The 23504-nt window shown below is 51.7% G+C and carries 19 protein-coding genes; 4 read left to right on the forward strand and 15 right to left on the reverse strand.

All coding sequences use genetic code 11. The features are described from left to right. Positions 1-20 precede the first annotated feature (20 nt). On the forward strand, positions 21-908 hold the full coding sequence (locus ACN06F_RS16605; RefSeq protein ID WP_038479019.1) for a LysR substrate-binding domain-containing protein: 888 nt from the start codon (positions 21-23) through the stop codon (positions 906-908). A 240-nt stretch (positions 909-1148) separates the two neighbouring features. Here ACN06F_RS16605 and ACN06F_RS16610 read toward each other — a convergent pair whose 3' ends face one another. From ACN06F_RS16610 to ACN06F_RS16620, 3 genes are read right to left on the reverse strand one after another with little or no spacing between them, the layout of a single operon-like run. Next, the gene (locus ACN06F_RS16610) at positions 1149-2255 is read right to left on the reverse strand and encodes a mandelate racemase/muconate lactonizing enzyme family protein (protein WP_433924354.1); all 1107 of its coding nucleotides are present in this window, start codon (positions 2253-2255) and stop codon (positions 1149-1151) included. Between the two features lie 14 nt (positions 2256-2269). Further along, positions 2270-3694, reverse strand: a complete 1425-nt coding sequence (locus ACN06F_RS16615) for a YfcC family protein (protein ID WP_095603588.1) — start codon at positions 3692-3694, stop codon at positions 2270-2272. A gap of 14 nt (positions 3695-3708) precedes the next feature. Then, complete coding sequence (locus ACN06F_RS16620) at positions 3709-4872, reverse strand: M20 metallopeptidase family protein (RefSeq protein ID WP_038479028.1); 1164 nt, start codon at positions 4870-4872, stop codon at positions 3709-3711. A gap of 253 nt (positions 4873-5125) precedes the next feature. On the opposite strand from ACN06F_RS16620, the gene ACN06F_RS16625 reads away from it, so the two are divergent. Both ACN06F_RS16625 and ACN06F_RS16630 read left to right on the forward strand, forming a co-directional pair. Further along, the gene (locus ACN06F_RS16625; protein WP_120386180.1) at positions 5126-6007 is read left to right on the forward strand and encodes a LysR family transcriptional regulator; all 882 of its coding nucleotides are present in this window, start codon (positions 5126-5128) and stop codon (positions 6005-6007) included. Positions 6008-6040: 33 nt separating this feature from the next. Further along, positions 6041-6517 carry an NYN domain-containing protein gene (locus tag ACN06F_RS16630; RefSeq protein WP_095603585.1) on the forward strand — a complete coding sequence of 159 codons (477 nt, stop codon included), beginning with the start codon at positions 6041-6043 and terminating at the stop codon, positions 6515-6517. 30 nt (positions 6518-6547) lie between these two features. On the opposite strand, the gene ACN06F_RS16635 is transcribed toward ACN06F_RS16630, so the two are convergent. Further along, positions 6548-6901 (reverse strand): hypothetical protein, encoded by a 354-nt coding sequence (locus ACN06F_RS16635; RefSeq protein WP_433924355.1) that lies wholly within the window; start codon positions 6899-6901, stop codon positions 6548-6550. A 213-nt stretch (positions 6902-7114) separates the two neighbouring features. Between ACN06F_RS16635 and ACN06F_RS16640 the strand changes: the two genes are divergently transcribed. Continuing rightward, positions 7115-8194: an ADP-ribosylglycohydrolase family protein gene (locus tag ACN06F_RS16640; protein ID WP_231657878.1), complete on the forward strand. Its 1080-nt coding sequence runs from the start codon at positions 7115-7117 to the stop codon at positions 8192-8194. A 6-nt stretch (positions 8195-8200) separates the two neighbouring features. Here the strand turns inward: ACN06F_RS16640 and ovoA are convergent, their stop codons facing one another. The 11 genes from ovoA to ACN06F_RS16695 form a co-directional block, all read right to left on the reverse strand. Then, positions 8201-10348, reverse strand: a complete 2148-nt coding sequence (gene ovoA, locus ACN06F_RS16645; protein WP_120386178.1) for a 5-histidylcysteine sulfoxide synthase — start codon at positions 10346-10348, stop codon at positions 8201-8203. Positions 10349-10836: 488 nt separating this feature from the next. After that, complete coding sequence (locus tag ACN06F_RS16650) at positions 10837-11247, reverse strand: DUF1090 domain-containing protein (RefSeq protein ID WP_120386177.1); 411 nt, start codon at positions 11245-11247, stop codon at positions 10837-10839. Positions 11248-11383: 136 nt separating this feature from the next. After that, a complete protein-coding gene (locus tag ACN06F_RS16655) occupies positions 11384-11767 on the reverse strand; it encodes a histone-like nucleoid-structuring protein, MvaT/MvaU family (protein WP_038479048.1) in 384 nt (127 codons plus the stop codon). A 192-nt stretch (positions 11768-11959) separates the two neighbouring features. Further along, complete coding sequence (locus ACN06F_RS16660) at positions 11960-12478, reverse strand: AmiS/UreI family transporter (RefSeq protein WP_095603580.1); 519 nt, start codon at positions 12476-12478, stop codon at positions 11960-11962. A gap of 598 nt (positions 12479-13076) precedes the next feature. Continuing rightward, entirely contained in the window at positions 13077-14285 is a 1209-nt protein-coding gene (locus ACN06F_RS16665) for a 3-oxoadipyl-CoA thiolase (RefSeq protein WP_433924356.1), read from the reverse strand. Further along, the gene (locus ACN06F_RS16670; protein WP_433924357.1) at positions 14282-15832 is read right to left on the reverse strand and encodes a 3-hydroxyacyl-CoA dehydrogenase; all 1551 of its coding nucleotides are present in this window, start codon (positions 15830-15832) and stop codon (positions 14282-14284) included. The genes ACN06F_RS16665 and ACN06F_RS16670 overlap by 4 nt, the downstream gene beginning before the upstream one ends. A gap of 33 nt (positions 15833-15865) precedes the next feature. Continuing rightward, positions 15866-17323 (reverse strand): enoyl-CoA hydratase/isomerase family protein, encoded by a 1458-nt coding sequence (locus ACN06F_RS16675; RefSeq protein WP_433924358.1) that lies wholly within the window; start codon positions 17321-17323, stop codon positions 15866-15868. Further along, a complete protein-coding gene (locus ACN06F_RS16680) occupies positions 17320-19254 on the reverse strand; it encodes a TRAP transporter permease (RefSeq protein WP_433924359.1) in 1935 nt (644 codons plus the stop codon). The genes ACN06F_RS16675 and ACN06F_RS16680 overlap by 4 nt, the downstream gene beginning before the upstream one ends. Before the next feature lie 60 nt (positions 19255-19314). Further along, the gene (locus ACN06F_RS16685) at positions 19315-20454 is read right to left on the reverse strand and encodes a TAXI family TRAP transporter solute-binding subunit (RefSeq protein ID WP_433924360.1); all 1140 of its coding nucleotides are present in this window, start codon (positions 20452-20454) and stop codon (positions 19315-19317) included. Between the two features lie 72 nt (positions 20455-20526). Further along, positions 20527-21723, reverse strand: a complete 1197-nt coding sequence (locus tag ACN06F_RS16690; protein ID WP_433924361.1) for a CaiB/BaiF CoA transferase family protein — start codon at positions 21721-21723, stop codon at positions 20527-20529. Continuing rightward, the gene (locus ACN06F_RS16695) at positions 21720-23492 is read right to left on the reverse strand and encodes an acyl-CoA dehydrogenase family protein (protein WP_433924362.1); all 1773 of its coding nucleotides are present in this window, start codon (positions 23490-23492) and stop codon (positions 21720-21722) included. The genes ACN06F_RS16690 and ACN06F_RS16695 overlap by 4 nt, the downstream gene beginning before the upstream one ends. Positions 23493-23504 lie beyond the last annotated feature (12 nt).

Here is a 23504-nt window from a genome sequence, read left to right on the forward strand (position 1 = left end):
GGTCATCAGGAGCGCCAGGTTTGGCATCACGTAATCTTCCTTCTACGGCGGCTATGCAATGCTTTGAAGCAGCCGCACGCCATATGAGTTTTACTCGCGCAGCAGACGAGCTAAACCTCACCCAAAGTGCTGTCAGCAAACAAGTCGCGCACCTCGAAGCCACCTTGCAACACAAGCTATTTCGTCGCGTGCGACGCAGCCTGCTGCTAACCCCAGAAGGGGCCATTTTTTTAAGTGACGTACGCAAAGTGCTCACTCAAATTGAGATGTCGACGCAAGCGATAATGACCTACAGCGGTAATAGCGAGGTTCTTAAAATCGCCACCTTACCTAGCTTCGGTAGCCGCTGGTTGGCCAATAAGTTGCCCACCTTTTTAGCCGCCAATCCAGGCATTAGTTTGGAGTTTCATGACCGCGTAAAAGATTTCGATCTTGAGCAGCAAGATATCGATATTGCTCTGTTTTATGGGCATGGCAGTTGGCCAAGCCTTGCTTGCCATAAGCTTATTGATGAGGATATGGTCGCGGTTGCTTCCCCAGAGCTGCTCGCTCGGCACCCCATTCAGTCAGTCGATGACTTAACACAACTGCCGCTGCTGCATCTCTCAACACGCCCTGACGCGTGGCACCATTGGTTTGCAAACCAAGAGATCATCACTGACCGTAGCTATCATGGCACCCGCTTCGAGACCTTTCCTATGCTGGTGCGAACGGCAATGGCAGGCGGTGGGGTCGCCCTGGTTCCTCACTTTACCGTCGATGAAGAGCTGGAAGGTGGCCGACTGGCAGTCGCTTGGCCATATCGGTTGCTTAGTGAGAGTGCTTATTATCTTGTTTACCCTGAACACTTGGGGGAACTCGCCAAAGTGCGACGCTTTGTAGAGCATGTTACCCAGTTTAGTGATTGATACTGGCACAATACTACGCATTGCTATGTTTAGCTAAACAACTAGCCATTGCTTTTTGCCAAACAATTACCTCATTTAATCCCTATTAAAAGCTTAACGCCTATAAAAAGCTTAACGCTATTAATATGTTTATATATTCATACGCTTGAGATTTTATAACAGCATTGATAACTCTCGGGCAGAAGCACCAAAGAAGAGAACATCTTCTTACGTCACTCCCACCCGAGCGTACATCTTGGTTCAGTCAATGGTGTCGACAAATTCGCTGAGATCCCGCACTCGACTCCTGTCGATAGTCACGCCAAGTCCAGGTGATTCGTCCAACACAATATGCGTTTCATCTCCCGGCATCTGGGCAACATCTTCGCCAATCATGGCGGGCCCCACCAAGTCATTCGCAATAATATTGGGATGCGCCAGCGCTAGGTGGGCACCCGCGAGCGTCGCGATCGAGGACTCCACCATAGAGCCGATCTGGCAGGGTATATCAGCCGCCATTCCGGCCTCTGCCATCGCCATAGCAGGACGTAAGCCGGAGGATTTCATTAACTTAATGTTAACCATGTCAGCGGCGTTCAGTTGAATCACATCCAGCATTTCTTTAACACCATGAATAGGCTCATCAGCCATAATCATCGCATCAGTTGACTGAGTCACACGTGCCATAGCTGCGAGATTCTCCATAGCGACGGGCTGTTCAAACCAATCCACTTGATAGGGCGCTGCATGCCGAATGACCTGAAGTGCTTGCTTTGCACTCCATCCTTGATTGGCATCTACACGCAGCGCAATCGATCGATCTAGTGCTTCTCTAACCCGTGCAATCCGCTCAACATCATGTTCCGGCGTATCGCCCAGTTTGATTTTGATGGACTGATAACCGCGTCGAGCAGCCTCTTTCGCCTGACGCGCCATCTCCTCCGGCGCTAACATGCTGATAACGTATGGAAGTTCCAATCTAGCATGGCTACGCCCACCTAGCAGCGCATAAAGCGGCTTTCCGCACTCACGCGCCACCAGGTCGTGAAGCGCAATATCGAGAGATGCTTTAGCCGAGGGATTATGGCGAATTTTACGGTTGGCGACATGATGGAATTGCGCAATATCACTGGCGTCGGCGCCCATTAGTAACGGCGCTAGCTCACGGGTGATGATTTCTCGGGCGCTAAGATACGTCTCTCCAGACACATGCTGATCTACCACGGCTTCACCCCAGCCAACCTGGCCAGAAGCAGTTTCGATGCTGACAATCAGGCTGGCGATATCGTGATAAGTGTCATAGGCAATTTTAAACGGTTGCTTAAGTGGAAGACGTACACCATATACCGTGATTTTGTTAATACGCATTATTGATGCCTTATTTATGTCCAGGAAAAGATCTGAGCCAAAGTAATCATCAGACTTGCCATACCCAGCTGAAGAATCGCTAATGGAAGTATCCATTTGATCCACTTACTCCACGACACACCTGCTACCGCAAGCCCTGCCATGAAATATCCCGACGTTGGAGTAAGTATATTGGAGATGCCATCACCAAACTGAAACGCAAGAACAGCTGTCTGACGGGTCACTCCCACAAGATCTGCAAGAGGTACCATTAGAGGCATTGTCAGTGCTGCTTGGCCACTGCCAGAAGGGACTAAGAAGTTCAGGACAAGTTGAACAAAAAACATACATACCGCAGTAACCACTGCGGGCATTCCGCTCAGCAGCCCTTCGAGATGATAAAGAATCGTATCCAGGATATCCCCATTTCTCAGAATCACCAGGATGCCAAAGGCAAAGCCCACTACCAGTGCCCCCATCGCAATCTCCTGAATGCCCTCAACAAAGTGGTCGGCAATTTTATTCGGATTCATACGCGCAAATGCGCCGATTAAAATAGCCATCAAGAGAAAGGCGCCGGACATCTCACCGATATACCAGCCATGGCGTATCACCCCATAGGCAATAACGAGAATAGTGCCTACAAAAGTAGCGAGGACGAGTTTATCGGCAACCGATAACGCGCCTGGATCCTCATTGGCTTGCGGTTTGCCAAATTGGCGGCGGTCGCTATTAAAGACAGGGCTCGCTTCGGGGTGAGCTTTCACTTTGGCCGCATAGCGAGTGACGAAAGCAATACTGACGCTGACGAATATTAGCCAGTAACAGGCCCGCAGGGTCATCCCAGAAAACATCGGGAGTTCAGCGATATCCTGAGCAACGCCAACGGTAAAAGGATTCATAAACGCTGCAGAGAAACCAGCACCAGCACCTACCAGTGGTACCGCTGCGGCCGTAATAGAGTCATACCCCAGCATACGCAGTAACGGTGCGAGGATAATGATAAAGGCAATTGTTTCTTCTGCGAGCCCGAAGGTTGCTCCTCCCATCGCAAATAAAAGCATCAGTAAAGGTATAAGAATGAGATCACGTCCAGTAAGCGCATTACTGATACTGGCAACAACTTTTTGTAAGACCCCGGTTGCTTTTAGAACGCCAAACGCGCCCCCCGAGATAAAAATAAAGAAGATGATGCTACTGCCTTCCCCCATCCCCTCAAAGACCGCCATGAAAGGACTTAACCAGCCAGCTTCTTGCGCTTCCACCGCCGCATAACTGTCTGGCACTACAACCGTACGCCCTTGCTCATTGGTTACACGCTCATAGCTACCCGCCTGAAGAAAGTGGGTTGATAAAGCAGCGAGACAGATAAAGCTAAATAACACGACAAAAATATGCGGGAAGCGAAATGTTGGTCGTGAACTCTTCTCGTGTGTCATTGTTTTTTCGAGAGGTGTCATGGGGTGTCCCCAGTTTATTGATGGTTATCGAGAAACTGCATTGCCACATTTGTCAGGAAGTCGCTTCCAATCGACAGAATGGCATCGTTAAAGTCATAGTCAGGCTGGTGAAGTTTCGGTGTTTGTGGCCCTGAACCATTGCCAATCCATGCATAGGCACCAGGAATATGGGTAAGAAAAGCTCCCATATCATCAGCTCCCATGCTGACTGGGTGCTCTACCAGCTGTTCATGCCCCCAACGCTGCACCACCACATCGCGGCACAGTTGGGCACAACCGCGGTCATTGGCAACCGCTGGTGTTGAAGGAACGTAATCGAGTGTGACGTCGCATCCTGTTGCCTTGGAAACCCCTTCTGCCACGTCGCTAATCCGCTTCTCAAGGCGTTTGCGTAGCTCGGGTTTAAAGCAGCGCGCGGTACCCGTCAGCCGAGCAGTCGCCGGAATAATATTGCTAGCATGGCCGCTTTGCAGACTGCCGAGACTGATAACAGCGATGTCCTGGGGGTCAATATTACGACTGACAATCTGTTGAATGGCGGTTGTAAATAGGCTGGCCGCGACGATGGGGTCTGTTGTGAGATGAGGCATCGCTCCATGTCCACCCGTAGAGTGGAACGTCACCTCAAAGTCGTCGCTTGATGCCATGTGAGGGACGTCATGGATAACAAAACGCCCGGCATCTACACCTGGCCAATTGTGCAGTCCAAATATTGCATCAAGAGAGAATCTCTCCTGAAGCCCCTCCGCAAGCATCGCTTCAGCACCAGTACCAATTTCCTCGGCGGGTTGAAAAATCAACACAATATTTCCCTGAGCTGGGCGCTGGTTAACCAACTGTGCAGCAGCGGCCATCAGCATTGCCGTATGTCCGTCATGCCCACATGCATGCATTACATTTGACTGGCTGGAACGATGCGAAAACTGATTAGCTTCCTCGAGTGGCAAGGCATCGAAGTCGGCTCGAAGCCCAACGGTTGCCCCCTTGCTGGTGCCTTGGATGACGCCGACCACACCGTGGCCGCCTATCTTCTCATGCACCTCATCTACCCCCAAGTCACGTAGCATCATTGCAATACGCTCAGCGGTTATAGACTCCTGACCAGATAACTCTGGGTGCTGGTGGAGCTCCCTACGAAACGTGATCATTTTCTCAAGCTCAATGGCTGATAACGTCATGAGAGGTAAAACCTTGTTGTAAAGTGGTAAACCTGGGAGAAATGCGCCATCTGGCGTTTGCGATAACACATGCTTATCCAACATGAGCCGCGTACGCCGCTATACGCTTAGCCAGATTGTTTTTGAGTATGTTGTAACGCTTAGTACGAATAAAATACTTCTTCCCGATAGCGTCATACCTTTATGAGATGAGGCTTTAGTTGTATTTTCTGTATGAAATGAGACGCGCATCGTGACGTCTCCGGGAGCGGATATGGACACAAAAAAACTAAGGTACTTCCTGGCGGTGGTCGAAGCGGGTTCGATATCGTCTGCAGCCAAGCAGATACCCATCGCTCAGCCCGCCTTGACGCGACAGATACATCAACTTGAAGCCGATATCGGGGCAGTCCTGTTTTATCGTGACCGCAAAGGGGTATCTCTGACCCAAGCGGGGCATTACCTATATGCCAACGGGCAGCGTCTACTGTCAGAACTCGAAAGTGTCGCGAAAAAAACACGCGATATTGCCAATGGCTATCGCGAAAGCCTCTCGCTCGGGATTAGCACCATACATCCCTATATTCCTAGCATCACAGCACTTATCAGCAGATTTCGCTCACGCTATCCATCAACGCAGTTAACGCTGGAATCAATGTTGTCAGGTCCTCAGGCAGAGGCGATTCTGGCGGGTCGGCTCGATGCAGGCATTCTATTCATTGAACGAGAAGATGAGCCACGGCTAGATTACTATCCATTAGCCAGTTTTCGTATGGCGGTCTTCACCAGTCGATGCCACCCTCTCATAGCGACTACCCCGACCTCGCTTAAGGATTTTCACGACGCGCCATTCATTCGATTTAGCCGAACCTCAACACCTGGCAGCTTCGACCGGTTAGATAGGTGCTTTCAGAAGGTTGGCTTCGTACCCAATACTGTTCAGGAGTGTCGCGATGACATCACTATTCGCAGTTTGGTCGCAACGGGAATGGGGTATGCGATTATGCCGAGCATCATGGCACTAGGGGACGAAGACATTGTCGCCTATGAATTAGACGACTTGCCAATAGCCACGGATCTCATGCTTGCTTGGCAAAAGGGGCGTCAGCCAGCGGCAGTAAAAACACTATGCCTGCTCGCCGAAGAATCACATTGATTTCATCATTAACGACAAAAAAGATTATATCTAATGACCAAAGTTGCGATATTTGTTGATATCCAAAACGTATATTACACCGTGCGAGAAGCGTATGGTAAGAACTTTGATTACAACAAATTTTGGGCACAAGTAACCGCAGGAAGAGACGTTGTGGCTGCTTTTTGCTATGCCATCGACAGAGGTGACCAAAAGCAACGGGAGTTTCAAAATATACTCAGAGCAATTGGTTTTAATGTAAAACTGAAACCGTTCATCCAACGTTCAGACGGTTCTGCGAAAGGTGACTGGGATGTTGGCATTGCTCTCGATGCAATGGAATATGCAGAACAAGCAGATGTTATTGTATTAGTGTCCGGCGATGGAGACTTTGATCTTTTAGTCAACAAAATACGCGTTAAGCATGGTAAAAAAGTTGAGGTTTATGGTGTTCCCCAACTTACGGCAGCATCATTAATAAATGAGGCCAGTGAGTTTATAGCGATAGATCGTTCGCTCTTGCTACGTTAGGTTGCTAATAGCGTCGCTTAACTACAGAGGTTATTCGCCTAGTAACTGATCGACCCGCGTGAGGGTAAGCCGCCGCCCCTCATTCGGAGAGAAGTGAAACTGGCCTTCTACCTCCACACTTTCATCTAAATAGGGCGCTATTTCCTGGTGGGGAAATATCTCAACCCGATTAAGCTGTTCGTCTTCGATCCAATAATGAAGGGGGTCATTGAAATGCCGCACGACGCCCTGGGTCACGATTTGCCTATCATCAAAGGCAGCTGGGTTGTTCACCAGCATGGGCAATGGCACCGTTACGGTTAGTTGCCCGCGACATCCGCTGATAAGAGTTACCATCAGCAGCGTAGCTACCATAAGGCCAAGGCGTTTTTGAAGTGATTTCATTGCGATGCTCCCTTCACTGTTGTTTGTCTTTTTGATCTCTATAGGCGTGGCCAGTATTAGCTTCGCAGGCGGACTGTACTCCCGCCATCCTCTCTATTTCTTGTACATACTTTATATTCGCGATGGCTCGCGGTAATGTTAACGCTCAATTTATGTCTTGCGTTGCTTAATACTGCATTTTCACAGCGAAACATAACGCTAAAGAGCCAGCCCATGACCCACACTGTGTTAGCAAGAGCGACTGCCGCGCTTAAAAACCTATTTATTGGCGATGCACTGGCCATGCCCGTTCACTGGTTCTATAACGTTCACGATATCGATAGCGCTTTTCCAGGTGGGATAAAAACATTTGAAGCGCCTCCTAAATTCCACCCTTCCTCGATTATGTCGATGCACTCTACCAGTGGCGGTGGTCGCAAACGTGCAGCGATTAGTCAACAGCCTGAGATTGTTGGCGGTGTCATTCTGAAAGGAAAGCAGTCGTACTGGGATCGCCCAAATGTACATTATCACCAGGGCATGGCTCCTGGAGATAACACGCTCAATGCACACTGTGCGTTAGCGCTAATGAAAACCATGACGGCGCCAGAGCAGCACTATAATAGTGACACCTTCCTTCAAGCTTATATCCGCATGATGACGGCAGAGACACCAGCCCACCCGGATACCTATGCCGAATCTTACCACCGCGGCTTTTTTGCAAATCTTGAAAAGGGATTGCCGCCCAAACAGTGTGGTGCGGTGACTCACGATACGCCTTCCATTGGAGGCTTAGTGACAATTGCCCCGCTGGTAATTGGCGAACGTATGAAGGGCACCTCTCTGACAGATACACGTAAGCTTTGCCGACAGCATCTCGCTCTGACACACCCGGACAACTTTCTCGCCGAGGTTTGCGACGCCTACGTTGAACTGATCGACGGTTTACTATTCCGCGAACACGAAAGCTCGGTTCAGGAAATGCTACTACAGGGCACGCGTGGCTTATCAAAACGTGATCTGACAAAACTCGTTGCTAGCCAATATAGCGAACGCGAAGTCGTCGGAAGTATTTTATCCACAGCCTGTTATATTACTGACGCCTGGCCTGCGGTGCTATATCTTGCCTGCAAACACCAACAGTCCCCCCTTAAGGCCTTACAGATCAATGCAGAAATTGGCGGTGACAACGTGCACAGAGGTGCCGTGCTAGGTGTATTACTGGGGCTGATCAACGGCGAAGCCGATGAAGATTTGTTTGCCCGGTTAACCGAACATGCGTCGATTAACCGGGCCATTGAGGGTCTTTTTTAAACCTCGCTAGGCACGACGCTCCCATAGCGTGACTTCCGAGAGGCTGTGCTGGTATTTATGCATGGTCTCACGGATCACAAAGGGCACTTTTTCAGGGGCGCTGATCATCCGGAAATTGGGTTCAAGCAGCGCTTTAAGGCCATCCAACGTGCTAACGTTTTCACCATCTTTCTTGAACCCACCAATCCACTCTTCCTTGGGCGTGTACTCTTCCAGCCAAGTATAAGGCGAGGCGATCATCAAAATGCCGCCTACATTGATGCGCTGATGGATCGTTTGCAGAAACTGTGCAGGCTTGTAAAGTCGGTCGATCAGGTTGGCGGCCAGCACAAGATCATAATTGCTGAACTGCGGCTTGAGATTGCACGCATCACCTTGATGAAAGCTAACGCGGCTCGCCGACTCTTCCAGCCCCAGACTCGCTAACGTACGCTCCTGGTAGCTGACTAGTTCGCCCTCTTCCACACGGGTATAACGCAACACTTTTTGCTCGGCCATCTCCACGCCCTGGCGAATAAAGTTAGCCGAGAAGTCCACGCCATCAACGTGTTCAAACTCGCGGGCCAGCTCAAAACTGGAGCGCCCACTGGCACACCCTAGATCGAGGGCGCGCTTCTTCTGCTTGCCCGACAGGCTGACCAACGCACGGTTGGCCAATGCTTGTGGGAAGTTGGCAACGCCAAACCAGTCATCGCCGTAATGAAACTCTGCATACTCAGCCATGCGAGCATCGCTTTCATAATAGGCGCTGGGCAGCGTAACCTCTGCATCCGACACCACATAGCGGAAACCTGCATGCTGAAAAAAATGGCGCCGGAACGCATAGCGTGCACTAAGGCGCGTTTCGTTACCACACGATATCCATGAGCCGCCCTTAATCAGATTATGCTGATTGTCGAAAGTCGGTGTTGTGAAATCATCGTACAGCGGATGAACATCAAACCCAGGGAATGGATAGGTCGGGGTCTCCACCCATTGCCAGACGTTGCCCACGACATCAAACCACTGACCGTGCTGAAAACGAGTCACTGGGCAGGAGGAAGCGCCATGATCCAGATGCAGGTTGGCATTGGCGGGCGAACCACTATTTAGCTCGGTGACACCGGCTTCTTCAACCAAGCGATGCCATTCATCCTCTGTTGGCATGCGTACAGGCTGGCCGATCTGCTCACTTTTCCAGTTGCAGAAGGCTTTGGCTTCATGGAAGTTGACTTCAACAGGCCAATCCCAAGGCATCTCCACTTCTTCTGTCATCAAGCGTAGACACCATTCGTTTTTCCACACCCAAAAAGTGGGGTGTGTCGCTTTAGCAAATTTGCGCCAGCTCAACCCTTCTTCAGACCAAAACGTATCGCTCAAATAGCCGCCAGCTTCTACAAACTCAAGAAACTCACTGTTACTCACCAAGAACTGGCTAGCCTTGAACTCATCCACTTCAGCCTTGTGATGGCCGTACTCGTTATCCCAGCCGTACCAAGGGTCGTCAAAGGACTTGCCTAAGGTTACCCCTCCCCCTGGCACTGTGATCAGGCTGTTTTCCGGTGGCTCTCCGCTAATGCTCACCGGCTCCCATTCTCTCTGGGGAGTCACCAGATGAAGCTGCTGCTGACGGATTAATACTGACGACGTTTCCAGGTGAATCCGCTCATGCTCAATGCCCATGACAATGGGCCAAAACGGGCTGTCCCAATCAATTGGCAACGAAAGCGGTAGTTCTCGAATCAAGGTGAGTACCGCCGCACGAACCTTGTTGCGGTAGCTCATAACATCACTGACTGACGGCCACTCATAGTGGTCATCATTCAGGTCATCCCAACTCATCTCATCGACGCCAACAGCAAAAATAGACTCCATGTTGGGATCGATACGAGTGGGCAGGAGTTTAGCCAGCACTAGCTTGTTGACGAAAAACGTCGCGGTATGTCCGAGGTAGAAAATCAGTGGATGCCTAAGAGGGATGGACTTCCGAACGTACGCTTCCTCGCTCACTAATGTAGTAAAAAGTGACTCATAGCGGTCAAACGTCGCGGTAAAACAGGTCTCAATATCCCGACGTGTCGCGTCAGGATCATTACCAGCCAGCGTCACAGTGCGGGGGAAAAGGCCGAATGATGTCGATTCCTTCAGCCCAGCTTGGGAATTGGTGGAAGTCATCTCTTGGAGCACCTTTTTATCTTTAAAAACATAAGTTTTCTCGCACCCCGCCCAGGTATGGTGGACTCTCTATCACCACCGCTGAATTGCATTTGCACGAGGCAGATACCTATGATCATTAAAAACCATAAACTTGTACAAAAGCTAGTCTAGCTATACAAAAAGTTAGCCATAGCGCATTTTGTACATTTACATTTCAATAAAAAGAAGGCTTTACACTGGGTGGCGACACATCTATCAATGAAGCATCACTGCCTTCAACAGATGCTTGTTTAAGAACGTGAAGAGTAATGGCAAGGTCTGATCCAGCATCAATATGCAGAGATCTGAGCCATTGATGCAGAATTCAAAATGCAGGGAGAGAGAAGGAGGGATAAATACAAGGTAATGTTACAGATGAAAAAACGTTAGCCTCCTTTCATCGGTAGTAAAAAGAGGCTGCTTGGAATAAGCGCATCGCTGCAGCTTACACTCAGTCTTGATGCAGACTATTCGTTAATACGTTGCTGCAGCAAATTCAGTTCTTGTGTGTGCTCTTCAAGCTCACGTACTTCTTCTGCTAATTTTTCACGCCGTTTCTGAATATCGTCTTCGTCGCCCTCTCTGAGAGCCTCCTCAAGTGCTAACTCACGCTCACGTACCTCTTCCTGGCTCTCTCGAACCTCTTCGGCAGCCTCTGTAATCACTTGCTCATTTGTGCAATTCTCTTCGATGGAGTGCAATGCACGCTGCAATCCTCTAACACGATGCTGATTATCGTGTGCTTGAGCGTATTCCAGCTGTTGTCGTAGGACAGTCGCTTTATCTTCACACAACCTTTCTGTTGCGTGCGCTGCTGGCAGCAGTAAAACTCCTGCTGTTGCAGCTAAACTTAAACAACAAAGCCATGTTTTTTTCATTACTCGCTCCTAGCACTCTACGTGCTTTACAAGGTAAGCGTAAAAAAATATCGACCTTATAAAGATATAGAGATCATTTCCAGCTAGTAAATATACGCCGCTCGCGGTGGAACCGTGCGAGCGACGAATGAACAGATTAGGCGCGTTCTTCTACCACCCAACTAACCACTTCTTCATTGCCGAATTCAGCTTTCCACTCTTTAATGACGTTATGGTTGCCACCACGCGTTTCAACGACCTCCCCCGTGTGTGGGTTCTTGTACACTTTTAGAGGGCGCTTCTTGCGGCCATCGGTACTGCTTATTTTGGTGCCTTTAACAGATGCGGAGCGATATGATGGGTCAAGCATTTCGCATACATCGCGGGCTAGCTTGCCATGCTCTGTCATAAGCGCTTGCAATTTCTCGTTGAACTCCAGCTCTTTTTTCAATTCACTATTGTTTTCAAGCGCTTGCAACTCTTCCTGTAGCTGCTTTAACATCTGCTCTTTCTTGATGTAGTCGCTTAATACTGATGCCATGTATTCATCTCCTTAGTTTTAATTTCTTTGCCATATACTGATAGCACAGTAAAACATGTTAAGAGTGCTACTTCAGCATGGCAGGCGTACTCACGAGCAGGTGTGATTATTAAACGATTATATACCGTGTGATTTCATAATATAGGTGTTCTCAAAAAATTTTAAGTATTATTTACGTTTAGTAACGAACAGCTATGCATTAATAATCCCTAATAATATCAGAACGCCAGGAATCCAACCCGTAAAAACTGCGCAAAATAGTGTATAAATTGCAACTGAATGCTGTATTTTTTTCGCTAATGCTAGCAAGCAAAAGAAGCTGAACCACAAAGCAGACCATGCAAACCAGCTAAATGTATTCCACAGCTCAAAGTTAATTCCTATATCGGCGATAGAGCTTGCTCCAACAAACGCCGCTGTAATACTAACAAAAAAGCAGAACCATCCAAGACCTGCTCCATCCGCCTTTAAAAACTGGTTAGCTCCAACCCAAAGATAAGTAAAAGCAAATAACAAGGTAAATGCCCCCGTGCTAATTGCAGCAGAATTATCCGGTTCTCGGAAAATCAAATAGACAGCAATAATGAAGCTCAACACACCAACCATGATGTTGATAACAGATACCTCTTTGTCACCAATCTTTCCTAGCAGCCATATTCCGTTCACAAACAGTACTGCTCCGACATATAGCAAGGTAAGCCCTAAAATCATCACAACCATTCCTGTAGTTATTTTTTAATTTTTCTGGCGTTTTTAGTTTTCTTTTTCTACTGCTCCACTGCATATTTAATAAATATCTACATACCTCCTCGCCAGACACATCAGCGTTTTAAAAAAGAAAGTAACTTCCAATTAACATGGTCGTCGACGTGTGATCCTGTAACTGCTTCTTTTTATTTTATTTTCATAGAACGATTCACTTTTATTCAAACGACAACCAAGGTCTAGCAGCACATCATGCGAGCTAAGAAAGACCGAAATGGCACCAAGAAACTCTATTTTTAAAACCGGGGGAGTATAGCAGGGGTTACGTGAGCAACCATTGAAATTAGTGTCATATCTTCATAATAATTCGCAACAACACATTTCAACTGCCGATGCTTGTGCTCTTTCACCTTACTTGATTTAAAGGCACGGTATATAAGCCTTTTATGCCCAGCCCCACCGCCCCTTTGCAAGAGCTGCCAGAACAGCACATTATGGGACGTGTAGGGGGGGAAGGAGTGGAGGGGGAAACAACTGAGCGTGATAGTCCTACGTTATGGCGAGTTTGTTTGTACCGTGCCGCGTCGAGAAGCGATAGAAATTACTAGTCACGATAGCGTTCAATAATCATGGTGATACCCTGCCCCACGCCAATACACATCGTAATCAGCGCATAGCGCCCATTGACGACTTCGAGTTGGCGCATGGCTGTCAAGGCAAGTCGGGCGCCGGACGCGCCCAGCGGATGCCCAATCGCAATCGCCCCGCCATTAGGATTCAATCGGCTGTCATCAGCGGCTAAACCAAGCTGCTTAGCACAGCCAAGCACCTGAACCGCAAAGGCCTCGTTGATTTCGATAACATCCATCTGTTCAAGTGACAGCCCTGCGCGGGCCAACGCTTTGTGGCTGGCGGGTACTGGCCCAAGCCCCATAATACGAGGTGCAACACCGGCCACAGCGCCACCAACGATTCTAGCGCGCGGACGTACTCCAGCACGCTCACCTGCTCCCAGACTGCCAATAATCAGCGCTGCCGCGCCATCATTGATGCCTGATGCATTGCCAGCCGTCACTACACCCTGTTCAAACAGCGGGCGCATCTGGGCAAGTTTCGTGGTGCCGCTGCTGGGTCTAGGGTGCTCATCAGTATTGACTTCGAGGGGAGGTTGTTTACGCCCCTGAGGAACACTGCCCCCCATAATTTCCGGTTGGTAAAACCCTTCACTCAAAGCGCGTGCGTATTTCGTCTGAGAGTTCGCCGCGAAGCTATCACTCGCTTCACGACTAATCGCTAGCTCATGCGCAATATTATCGGCGGTTTCTGGCATGCTTTCATTGCCAAACCGCTCCACGATCTGCGGGTTAGGGAAACGTGCGCCAATCACCGAATCAAACATGAGCTGATTACGGGCGTAGCCATTTTCAGCTTTAGCCAACACATAGGGCGCTCGCGACATCGACTCAACACCGCCTGCCAGGAACAGCTCTCCTTCGCCTAGCCTTGACGCGCGAGCGGCATCCATCACTGCAGCCAAACCGCTGCCACACAAGCGATTCACCGTTTGCCCGGCCACCTCCATCGGCAAACCTGCCAACAACGCGCTGTGACGCGCCACATTACGAGCATCTTCCCCTGCCTGATTGGTGCATCCGGCCAGGACATCTTCGTATTGCTCTGGCTTGAAAGCGTTGCGTTCTACCAGCACGCTTAAGACATGGCTCAAAAGCGTATCAGGGCGGACGGCCGCCAGGCAGCCTCCATGACGGCCAAACGGTGTTCGCAGGCCATCGTAGATATAAGCCTCGTTCATTGCTGTTCTCCGTAGTTAAGTCCTTCATCCGTGGTTAAATCGACGCCCAGCATTACCCGCCGCTTTAACCACAGGCTGGCCCGGTAGCGTGGGTCACCGGTCGCGGACTGGAGATTATTCAGGATCGTCAGTACCCGCTCGCCACCGTAGTGATCTCCTAAACGCAGCGGGCCCAACGGGTAGCCGAGCCCTAATTCGACTGCTCGATCAATGGTGGCCGGGGCAGCTATACGCTGCTGGGCAATTTCCGCACCGATATTGACGATGCAAGCCACCATACGCTGTAACACAAAGCCGGTACTGTCATTCAGCGTGCTGACCGGCGTGCCATCGTGATGGAGAAGTGCCTGAGCTGCCTGAACGACAGCGGCGTCGGTAATCGGTGTCACCATAAGGCTGCGGCGCTTGTCTAAACCAGCGAAGGTATCGATAGCGACGCACTGGCGAGCATTCAAACCTTGCCGATGAGCGCAGTGTGTGGCGTCTTCCCCAAGCGGTGTCAGCAGACACAAGGCTTGTTCTGAAGGCGTAGCCCCCTTTTCCAGTGGCCAGCCGGCCTTTTCCACCAGGGTTTGTAAAGCGCGAGCCCCACCTAGGTCGTCCTGACTGACCCACACTGGTCGAAGTGGCGCGTCGTCAATAGCTGGTTCAGGAGGCACTTCTACGCCCGAATCGCCATAGCGGTAAAACCCCTCTTGGGTTTTACGACCCAGCAGGTTAGCGGCCAGACGTTGACGAGTGAGCGGCGAAGGGCGGCACCGTGGTTCTTGATAGAACTGCTGGTAGATAGACTCCATGACCGCATGAGAAACATCGAGCCCGATCAGGTCGAGCAGCATGAAAGGCCCCATGCGAAAGCCGCCTTGATCCACCATGATGCGATCGATCGTGGCGTGGTCTGCCACTCCTTCGCCAATAATGCGTAACGCCTCGGTGCTGAAAGCGCGCCCCGCATGATTGACCAGAAAGCCCGGCGTATCGGTGGCTTGAGCGGTAAAGTGCCCCATCATCTTGCCTAGGGTGAGCGAGCGGGCAAGAACATCAACGGCGGTACGTAACCCGGGGATGACTTCAATGAGTTTCATCAAGGGCACCGGGTTAAAGAAGTGCAAACCGATAACGCGTTCAGGCAAGTGGCAGGCGGAGGCAATCTCGGTGACGGAAAGCGATGAGGTATTGGTGGCCAACACTGTCTGTGAGCCGACAATACCTTCTAGCTCACGGAACAGAGACTGCTTGAGAGCGAGCTTTTCTGCGACCGCCTCAATCACAACATCGCAATTCGCCAAGTCGGTCAGTTCTGTCGCTTGAATCAAGCGCTGCACATTTTTCCGGCATTGCTCTTCAGTCAGCCGTCCTTTGTCCACCTGGCGCTGCCATCGCGTACTGATAAACGTAACTGCATCTCTGGTAGCCTCTGCGTTGACATCAAACAAAACCACGTTTAACCCTGCTTCAGCTGTGAGTTGAGCAATACCGCGCCCCATGGTTCCCGTACCAACCACACCGATTCTATTGAGCGGTTGGAGTGATGCGTCATTGGCCATAAACATTCTCTTCGCTAGCGTGTTAGTTGTTATTCAATAGCAGGCTTCATCGGCTGCGCTGCTGTCGGCGAGGCCTTGAACAGCGAGTGAAGCTTGGTAACAAGGACCACCCAGATGGCGCGGGTAAGCAAAGAATTCAACGGCAAGAAGGTCGATATCCGATGAGCGGTAACTCGCTGAACGCAGCCTTGAATCGTGGTTGAATCGCTCCAATACGTTTTGGATGTCAGTATCCGGGGATGCCTGAATAGCCGCGTGCATAGCAAGCACAAGACTCTCGCCAGAGCTGACAACCAGCGGGAGCTTTAACGCTTTTAAGGTAAGTGCTGCGCGCTGTTGCTCGTGCGCTGACGCTTGCTGTCGCACCAGTTCACCAAAGTGGCTGAGTGACGACGTTATTAACGTCATATCAGCTCTTTCGGGAATGGGTTCATTCAAATCCAGCACTGCTACCCCAGTAATCTGTGGTGGCAATATAGTTCCCAGGTGACAGCAACCCATCAGACACAAAGTTGTTTCCGGCAGAATCCTGTCTGCAACGCCAATACCCACCTTGTTAGCGCGGCGTGCCCAATGTTCAAACAGAGGGTGCTCACCCAGTAATGCAATATGGCGATGAGGCTCGACATCGCCTGACAACTTAGGCACCTGGGATGCCTGCCTCTCAGCAAGAAACAGATGTATCAACGCAGCGCGCTGTGGCGAGCTCATGCAGGCTAGAAACAACTCGCGTTCACGGCGAACACCCTTCTGGAAGGAGGCGGCAGTTGTGCAGTAGTCAACCGCCTCCACAATGCGCAGCGGTGAAAATAACTCACCTGCCTCGTCCTCCAACTGAGCGCGTTTTGCGCGGATCAGGCCAGGAGCGGGCTGTGGCGCTGGCAAGTTTCGCGTTACCCGGGTTGCCTGCTCTTCTCTGATAACCCGTTGTGCGGCCTGCAAGCCTGCTTCCAGCACGTCGGTGGTTTCACTTAATCTATCGATAATACCGCTGGCAAGGGCTTCTTGCGCATCAAGAAAGCGACCTTGTGTCATCATATCCAATGCGGTTTCAACCCCTGCCAGCCTAGGTAACCGCTGTGTCCCCCCTGCACCGGGTATAAGACCAAGTTTGACTTCAGGCAGTCCTACTCGCGTGTTGGGCAGCGCAACACGCAGGTGACACCCCAGGGCAACTTCCAGCCCACCGCCCAGTGCTGTGCCGTGCATCACCGCAACAACCGGCTTTACGCAATTCTCGATTCGCAAAATCACATCGGGCAGTAACGGAGCGCGGGCAGGTTTACCGAACTCGTTAATATCCGCACCGGCAATAAAGGTACGCCCTTTGGCCAACAGTACTAGCACCTTGGCCTGCGTATCGGCCTCTGCCTGATTGAATGCGCTCATTAATCCACTACGCACCGCATGGCTGAGGGCATTAACAGGCGGGTTGGAAATACAAACAACCCCCACGCTGTCGTAACATTGGTAGGTAACGCAGGCCGTCATAGCAGTTTCTCCGGGGAGGATACCGTATGATCAACAAGCCTTCGCTGCATAACCCAATACACGCCATACACCCCTGCCAGTGCACTGAAGCCGATTATGTCTGTCACCCAACCGGGGTAGATCAGTAGTATCGCCGGTAGCAGCAGAAATAGGCGCGCAATATAACCAATGATCCCCACCCGATAGAGATAGCCTTCCATCGCAGCGGCCACCAGCCAGATGGCGACAAAGGCGGTGATGGACGACAAGACAATGCGCAACAGGTCACCTTGCAGGATCAGAGAAGGGTTGAGAACAAACAGGAAAGGCAGCACAAACAGGATCCCGCCCAGACGTACAGCATGTAGACTGGTTTTCGTATTGTTGGCACCGGCCACACCCGCCGCGGTAATCGCCGCTAATGCTACCGGTGGTGTGATATATGACAGCATGCCCCAGTAAAGGATAAATAAGTGGCTACCCAGCGGGTTAAGCCCTGCCGAGACCAGCGCAGGTGCCAGCAGAATAGAGAGGAAAATGTAGCAAGCGCTGACCGTCATCCCCATGCCGAGTACAAAGCTTGTGATCGCTCCCGCCGCCAGCATGAGAGGAATACTACCGTCAGCATAAAGCAGCAGCTCGCGCGAAAACGAGCCCGCCACCCCGGTATAGGAAAGGCCGCCAACCACCAACCCGATGCCCGCCAATACTGCCACCAGATTGCCCACGCTTTTCGCAAGCTGGAATAAGAAGTCCAGTCCTTTTTGCACATTGAGCCGTTGGTGGCGACGCACCATTGAAATACCCAGTAAGACCAGCGTCGCGTAGTACGGCGCGTAGCTTTCCAGGCGCATCACCAGCAGCATGTAAATCAGCAGAGCCAGGCTAAACAGGTAAGGCCAGCCGGACTTGAGGGTTTGCCAGGCGCTCGGGATTTCTTCTTCGCGCATGCCTTTCAGGCCATTACGAGCAGCGTAGTTATCTACCTGTAGAAGAAGCGCCATATAAAACAGAATGGCGGGGAGCAGTGCGGCAACCATCACCTCGGAATAACTGACACCCAGAAAGGAGGCCATAATAAACGCCACCGCCCCCATAACTGGGGGCATTAACGTGCCGCCGGTGGAAGAGCAAGCTTCGACCGCCGCTGCATATTCGCTCGAATACCCACTACGTTTCATCGCTGGGATAGTGATGGCGCCAGTAGTCAGAATATTGGACACCGCACTGCCCGAAAGGCTACCCATAAAAGCGCTGGAAACCACCGCCACCTTGGCAGGCCCACCTCGGCTTTTGCCCATCAACGCGGTCGCAAAGTTCATGAAAAACTCGCCCCCCCCCGTAATGGTCAACGCGATTCCGAACACCACAAAGCCGATGATTAGATTGGCTACCACCTGCATAGGCACACCGACTATGCTTTCTACGCCCATTACATGGGAGCGAATGGTTTCTCCCAGGGTAAAAGGGTTACTCCATAGAAAACCCGGCATATTTCCTGCGTAAATGGGGTACAGGCCAAAAACCAGCGCCACCGTAAAAATCGCCCATCCACCGCAGCGTCTCACCCCTTCCAGCACCAGTAATATCATGACACTGGCAATGGCTGTCGCCTCGGTGGGTGCAAAGAACTCCCAGCCTTCCTGCATCATGCGCAGACCGTTCATTCCCAGATAAATGGCACACCCTAATGCGGTGACTGCCAGCCCCCAGTCATACCAGGGCAGGCGCTGGCTATCAGCGGCACGCGCCGGATAACACAATAGCGCCGAGGCAAGAAAAATACCGATCAGGTAGTAAAGAAAAGCATTCCCCAGTGGAGCAAAGCCAAACAGGGCGAGCGAGAACGTCTGGTTGATGGCCATCAGCAGCCCAGCCAACCCCAGAAGCATAACGATTCCGCGAGAAACCTTGTTGAGACGTAATGTATTGTTGTCACTGTTATTCGTCATGGCCGTTACCTATAAGCACCATTGCAGCCGGAGCCAGTGCTGGCTCCGGCCTCTGAGCAATTAAAGTTCGTCAAGCGTGGCCTGACGACGCTCTTCCCAGCGTGCTTTGAAGGCGTCGTCATCAAGGTCGCCAGCCTCTTCCAGCGTGCTTTCCCACGCTGCTTGCAAGGCTTCAAGACGCGAAATGCGCGCTTCATTCCAGGCATTCATTTCATCGCTCCACAGGCCCTGCTCCTGCATATAGCGCACGGCCCCAGCGTGGAATGGGATATCAATCGGCGGGACACCAGAGTCTTTAATCGACCAGCGGTGAATGGCAGACGTTGCCTCCTTGTAGAGGTCGTAAGATTCATCCAACGACTTGATGTAGGCATACACCTCGTCTTCATCCTTATCGGCCATGGCGACAATGATGGGGTAGCGATAGGCCAGCATGTTAGCGGGATTATCGTCAGACAGGCCGGCACCAATGGTCTCGGTGAAAGGCTGGAAAACAGGAGCAACCTGGTTCATCCGCTCCCAGCCTTCTTCATCATCGGCGGGGATATCCACCCAGCTCAGCCCACGCGGTGATTCCTCCAGCTCGTAAAGTTGGCTGGCCGTGGTCGTGGTGCATACCGCATCAGCCTGGTCCTGCACCAGTGAGCTCATGGCGGCACCGTGAGCAGGGAACATCACCGCTTCAACGTCATCGCGCGTAAGCCCCGCGAAGGCTAAGATGGCATCGCACTTCACGCTCACAGAAGGGTTGCCCGCGGTATACGCAACGCGTTTGCCGCGCAGGTCTGCAAGGCTGTGGATTTCCGCATCAGCGGCCGTTGGAATACCAAAGGTAGAAGGCCTGCCAGCGACAGCACGCAAGTTCTGGGGCCCCCAGCGGAGCTCGGCAAAATCAAAGGTGCCTTCTGATGCAAAGAATGACTCGGTCGCCAGGAAGGCATAATCGGCACGCCCTGAAACAAGCGGCTGCAAACGACCAATCGCGGAGCCGGCAGGCTGAATACGGATACGCGTGTCATAGGCGCGCCCAAAGGCATCTGCAATGGCTGATGCTTCCGAGTGGCCCTGGGAGCCGACATCATAAGCCGTCCATGTCATGGTATCGGGCAGATTCTGAGCAGTCGCTACGCCTCCCAGCGTGAATAGGGAGAATGAAAAAGAAGCGGCAATAATGCTGGCGTTCAATAGAGTACGTTTCATGATGAAGTCTCACTTATTGTTGACGTTGTTAGTGATGTCTTATGGGCCAAAGAGGGTTACTCTCGGCCTTGATCAGGTGTTTTTTTCGGTGGGCGTAATACCCTTTTCTTTCAGTTGCGCAACACGTTCAGACGAGGCGCCCATGTCCTTGAGAATATCCTCCGTGTGCTGCGAAAAGGTGGGAGGTGGGCGCTCATAATGACAAGGCGTGCGGCTTAACTTGATCGGCGAGCCGGTGCCTTTGTAGGCGCCAATTTCAACAACCATTTTTCGATGGGCTGTATGGGGATGAGCGAGTACCTGGGAGGTTTCCAGCACAGGGCCACAGGGCACACCGCTTTGAATCAGGCGTTCCGCTAGCATCAGGCCATCCTGATGTTTCATGGCGTCTTCCAGCGCCTCACGTAACGCCTCACGATTGACCAGACGTGTACCGTTATCGATAAAGCGCGAATCCGGGATAAGCTCGGTGCAGCCCAATTCGGCGCACAGCTTAGCAAACTGACCGTTGTTGCCCACCGTTAAGAACAGTGGCTGCGTCGCGGTCTTATACACCTCGTAGGGGGCAATATTTGGATGCGCATTGCCGGTACGCTGTGGGGCTGGACCACCATAAAACACGTTCGGGAAATGCGGGTGCATCAACGACAGTCCCGAGTCAAATAGTGCCGCTTCGACAAACTGGCCTTGACCACTACGCGTCCGCTCATGCAGTGCCAGGGTAATGCCTATCACCGCATTCAACCCCGTCACGATATCCACAATCGGCAAGCCCACTCGCAGGGGATCCCCGCCCTGCTCACCATTAACGCTCATCAGCCCGGCCATGGCCTGAATCACTGCATCGTAACCAGGCAGACCACCCATCGGACCATCGGCCCCAAAACCGCTGATTCGACAATGAATCAACTGCGGAAAGCGTGCACTCAGGACATCATATCCCAGCCCCCACTTTTCCAATGTGCCCGGTTTGAAGTTCTCAACCAGCACATCCGCGCTTTCAAGCAATTCCAGCAATAAGGCGCGACCTTCATCCTGGCGCAGATCAAGCGCCATCCCCCTCTTGCCACGATTAAGGCCATGAAAATAGGAAGAGGCGTCGCCTTGAAATGGCGGCCCCCAGCCGCGTGTTTCATCACCTTGCGGCGGCTCAATCTTGATCACATCCGCCCCATGATCCGCCAGTACCTGAGTGCAATATGGGCCACCCAGTACCCGGCTTAGATCAAGAATACGAATACCACTCAAAGAAGCAGCGGGGGTACTCATGATGCCACCTCTGGCACTTGCTCAGCGGCAGGTTCAGGGAGATTCAGAGTAGCTATCAACTGCGCGACACGGGATGCCACCATAGGCCGCTCTGCCAGCAGCTCAGCAAAATGTTCTGCGGGCACATCATCAATGACAGTCGGGTCCTGTGGTAACAGCTTGTAGCGCAGCACCAGCGCTGCCAGAGCGGCGCGGCGCTGATTATCACGTTGCTGCTGTGCTTCCCAGGCAAGAAAAACCGCCGAGGTGGCGTGATAAAGCGTACTGGCAATGCGTCGCACTTCGTGCTCGTTATTAGCATTTTCCGCTACTTGCTCCGCCGCCAGAACAGCCTTATCCAGCACTTGTTTGAGTAAGCAGCGTGCTCGTTCGGCCAGGGCGGAAGCATCGATCAGGCGATGCAGATAATCACTCAAAACAGGCAAGGTGCCTTCACGACGAATCGCACGAAACACGTCCAACGCGACAATATTACTGGTGCCTTCCCAAATCGACCCCAAATGGGCGTCGCGCACTACCCGAGCATCCGACCACTCTTCGATATAGCCACACCCACCGCGCACTTCCATACCATCAGTCGTAACCTTACGGGCATCCCGAGTGGTACGAAACTTGATCAGTGGCGTCAAAATGCGCAACAGTTTTGCGGCTTCTTGATCGCCTTTGTCTGCTCGTCGCAAACATTCGGCCGTATGGAATACCATGCTGCGCCCCTGCTCGGCGGTTAGCATCATCTTGAGCAATTGGCGCTGCATCAACGGCAGCTCAATCAAGTGGCGACCAAACGCATAACGATTACGTGCGATATACAGGCTTTCGCTCATCGCGCGGCGCATCAGGCCAGCAGAGCGCACGCCGTTGGAAAGTCGCGACATATTGATCATGTCGGTCATGTGCTTAAAGCCCTTACCCTCTTCCCCCACCACATAGGCTTCTGCACCTTCCAGGGCAATCTCGCCACTGGCCATGGAGCGGGTACCCATTTTGTCCTTAAGACGCAGGATGCGGTAGTTGTTCAAACGGCCATCAGGCAAACGACGTGGCAGTAAAAATAGCGTCAACCCGCGCGTACCGCCCTGCCCACCTTCCGGGCGCGCCAGCACCATAGCTAGGTCGGCATCCGGGTTAGAACAGAACCATTTGTCACCATAAAGACGCCACACGCCGTTCTCGTAACGGGCTTCCGTGGTAATCGCACCAACGTCTGACCCAGCATCCTGCTCGGTCATGAACATGGCCCCTTGAAAATGCTGCGCTTCATCCTGGGAGGTCAGATGATCAATAAACTGGGCAATTAACGCTTCAGAACCAAACTTGCGTAACGTGCGTGTTAGCGAGTCGCTCATACTCAGCGGGCAGCACAATCCAAATTCAGCCTGTACAAACAAGAAGGTCAGACCGTATTTAACCGCCGGCGGCATCGGCTCTGGCCAGTCCAGCACGCCGCCACGGTGCGACATCGCCGCCAGGCCAAAATGTGAGTAAGCGTAGTGCTCCAGCCGCTGGTAGGCAGGGTGTTTTTCGATATGCTGTGCATCAGCTCCGTTGCGGGTACGCAGATGAAGGATCGGTGGGTTTTTATCCGCAGCCAGCGCTAATGTTTCAAGCTCATCTCCCACCAGCTTGCCCAGCTCATCGAAAGAAGGCGCGGTATGCTGGCGCAAGTCAGGATCTAGGTAAACATCTAACAGACTGGATAGCTCTGGGTCACTGGAAAAGGCATTGTGCCCACGGTTATCTGGAATATTGCGGTGAATAGCGTTCAACATACCGATTCTCCT

This window comes from Vreelandella sp. 21 (assembly GCF_050995515.1).
Taxonomy (GTDB): domain Bacteria; phylum Pseudomonadota; class Gammaproteobacteria; order Pseudomonadales; family Halomonadaceae; genus Vreelandella; species Vreelandella alkaliphila.

Bases quoted from the DNA above. Each gene is read 5' to 3' on its own strand.
- ACN06F_RS16660 (WP_095603580.1), bottom strand. From the start codon at position 12,478: ATGATTTTAGGGCTTACCTTGCTATATGTCGGAGCAGTACTGTTTGTG.
- ACN06F_RS16620 (WP_038479028.1), bottom strand. From the start codon at position 4,872: ATGACGTTATCAGCCATTGAGCTTGAGAAAATGATCACGTTTCGTAGG.
- ACN06F_RS16630 (WP_095603585.1), top strand. From the start codon at position 6,041: ATGACCAAAGTTGCGATATTTGTTGATATCCAAAACGTATATTACACC.
- ACN06F_RS16615 (WP_095603588.1), bottom strand. From the start codon at position 3,694: ATGACACCTCTCGAAAAAACAATGACACACGAGAAGAGTTCACGACCA.
- ACN06F_RS16665 (WP_433924356.1), bottom strand. From the start codon at position 14,285: ATGAACGAGGCTTATATCTACGATGGCCTGCGAACACCGTTTGGCCGT.
- ACN06F_RS16625 (WP_120386180.1), top strand. From the start codon at position 5,126: ATGGACACAAAAAAACTAAGGTACTTCCTGGCGGTGGTCGAAGCGGGT.
- ACN06F_RS16690 (WP_433924361.1), bottom strand. From the start codon at position 21,723: ATGAGTACCCCCGCTGCTTCTTTGAGTGGTATTCGTATTCTTGATCTA.
- ACN06F_RS16650 (WP_120386177.1), bottom strand. From the start codon at position 11,247: ATGAAAAAAACATGGCTTTGTTGTTTAAGTTTAGCTGCAACAGCAGGA.
- ACN06F_RS16675 (WP_433924358.1), bottom strand. From the start codon at position 17,323: ATGACGGCCTGCGTTACCTACCAATGTTACGACAGCGTGGGGGTTGTT.
- ACN06F_RS16640 (WP_231657878.1), top strand. From the start codon at position 7,115: ATGACCCACACTGTGTTAGCAAGAGCGACTGCCGCGCTTAAAAACCTA.
- ovoA (WP_120386178.1), bottom strand. From the start codon at position 10,348: ATGACTTCCACCAATTCCCAAGCTGGGCTGAAGGAATCGACATCATTC.
- ACN06F_RS16695 (WP_433924362.1), bottom strand. From the start codon at position 23,492: ATGTTGAACGCTATTCACCGCAATATTCCAGATAACCGTGGGCACAAT.
- ACN06F_RS16685 (WP_433924360.1), bottom strand. From the start codon at position 20,454: ATGAAACGTACTCTATTGAACGCCAGCATTATTGCCGCTTCTTTTTCA.
- ACN06F_RS16610 (WP_433924354.1), bottom strand. From the start codon at position 2,255: ATGCGTATTAACAAAATCACGGTATATGGTGTACGTCTTCCACTTAAG.
- ACN06F_RS16680 (WP_433924359.1), bottom strand. From the start codon at position 19,254: ATGACGAATAACAGTGACAACAATACATTACGTCTCAACAAGGTTTCT.
- ACN06F_RS16670 (WP_433924357.1), bottom strand. From the start codon at position 15,832: ATGGCCAATGACGCATCACTCCAACCGCTCAATAGAATCGGTGTGGTT.
- ACN06F_RS16635 (WP_433924355.1), bottom strand. From the start codon at position 6,901: ATGAAATCACTTCAAAAACGCCTTGGCCTTATGGTAGCTACGCTGCTG.
- ACN06F_RS16655 (WP_038479048.1), bottom strand. From the start codon at position 11,767: ATGGCATCAGTATTAAGCGACTACATCAAGAAAGAGCAGATGTTAAAG.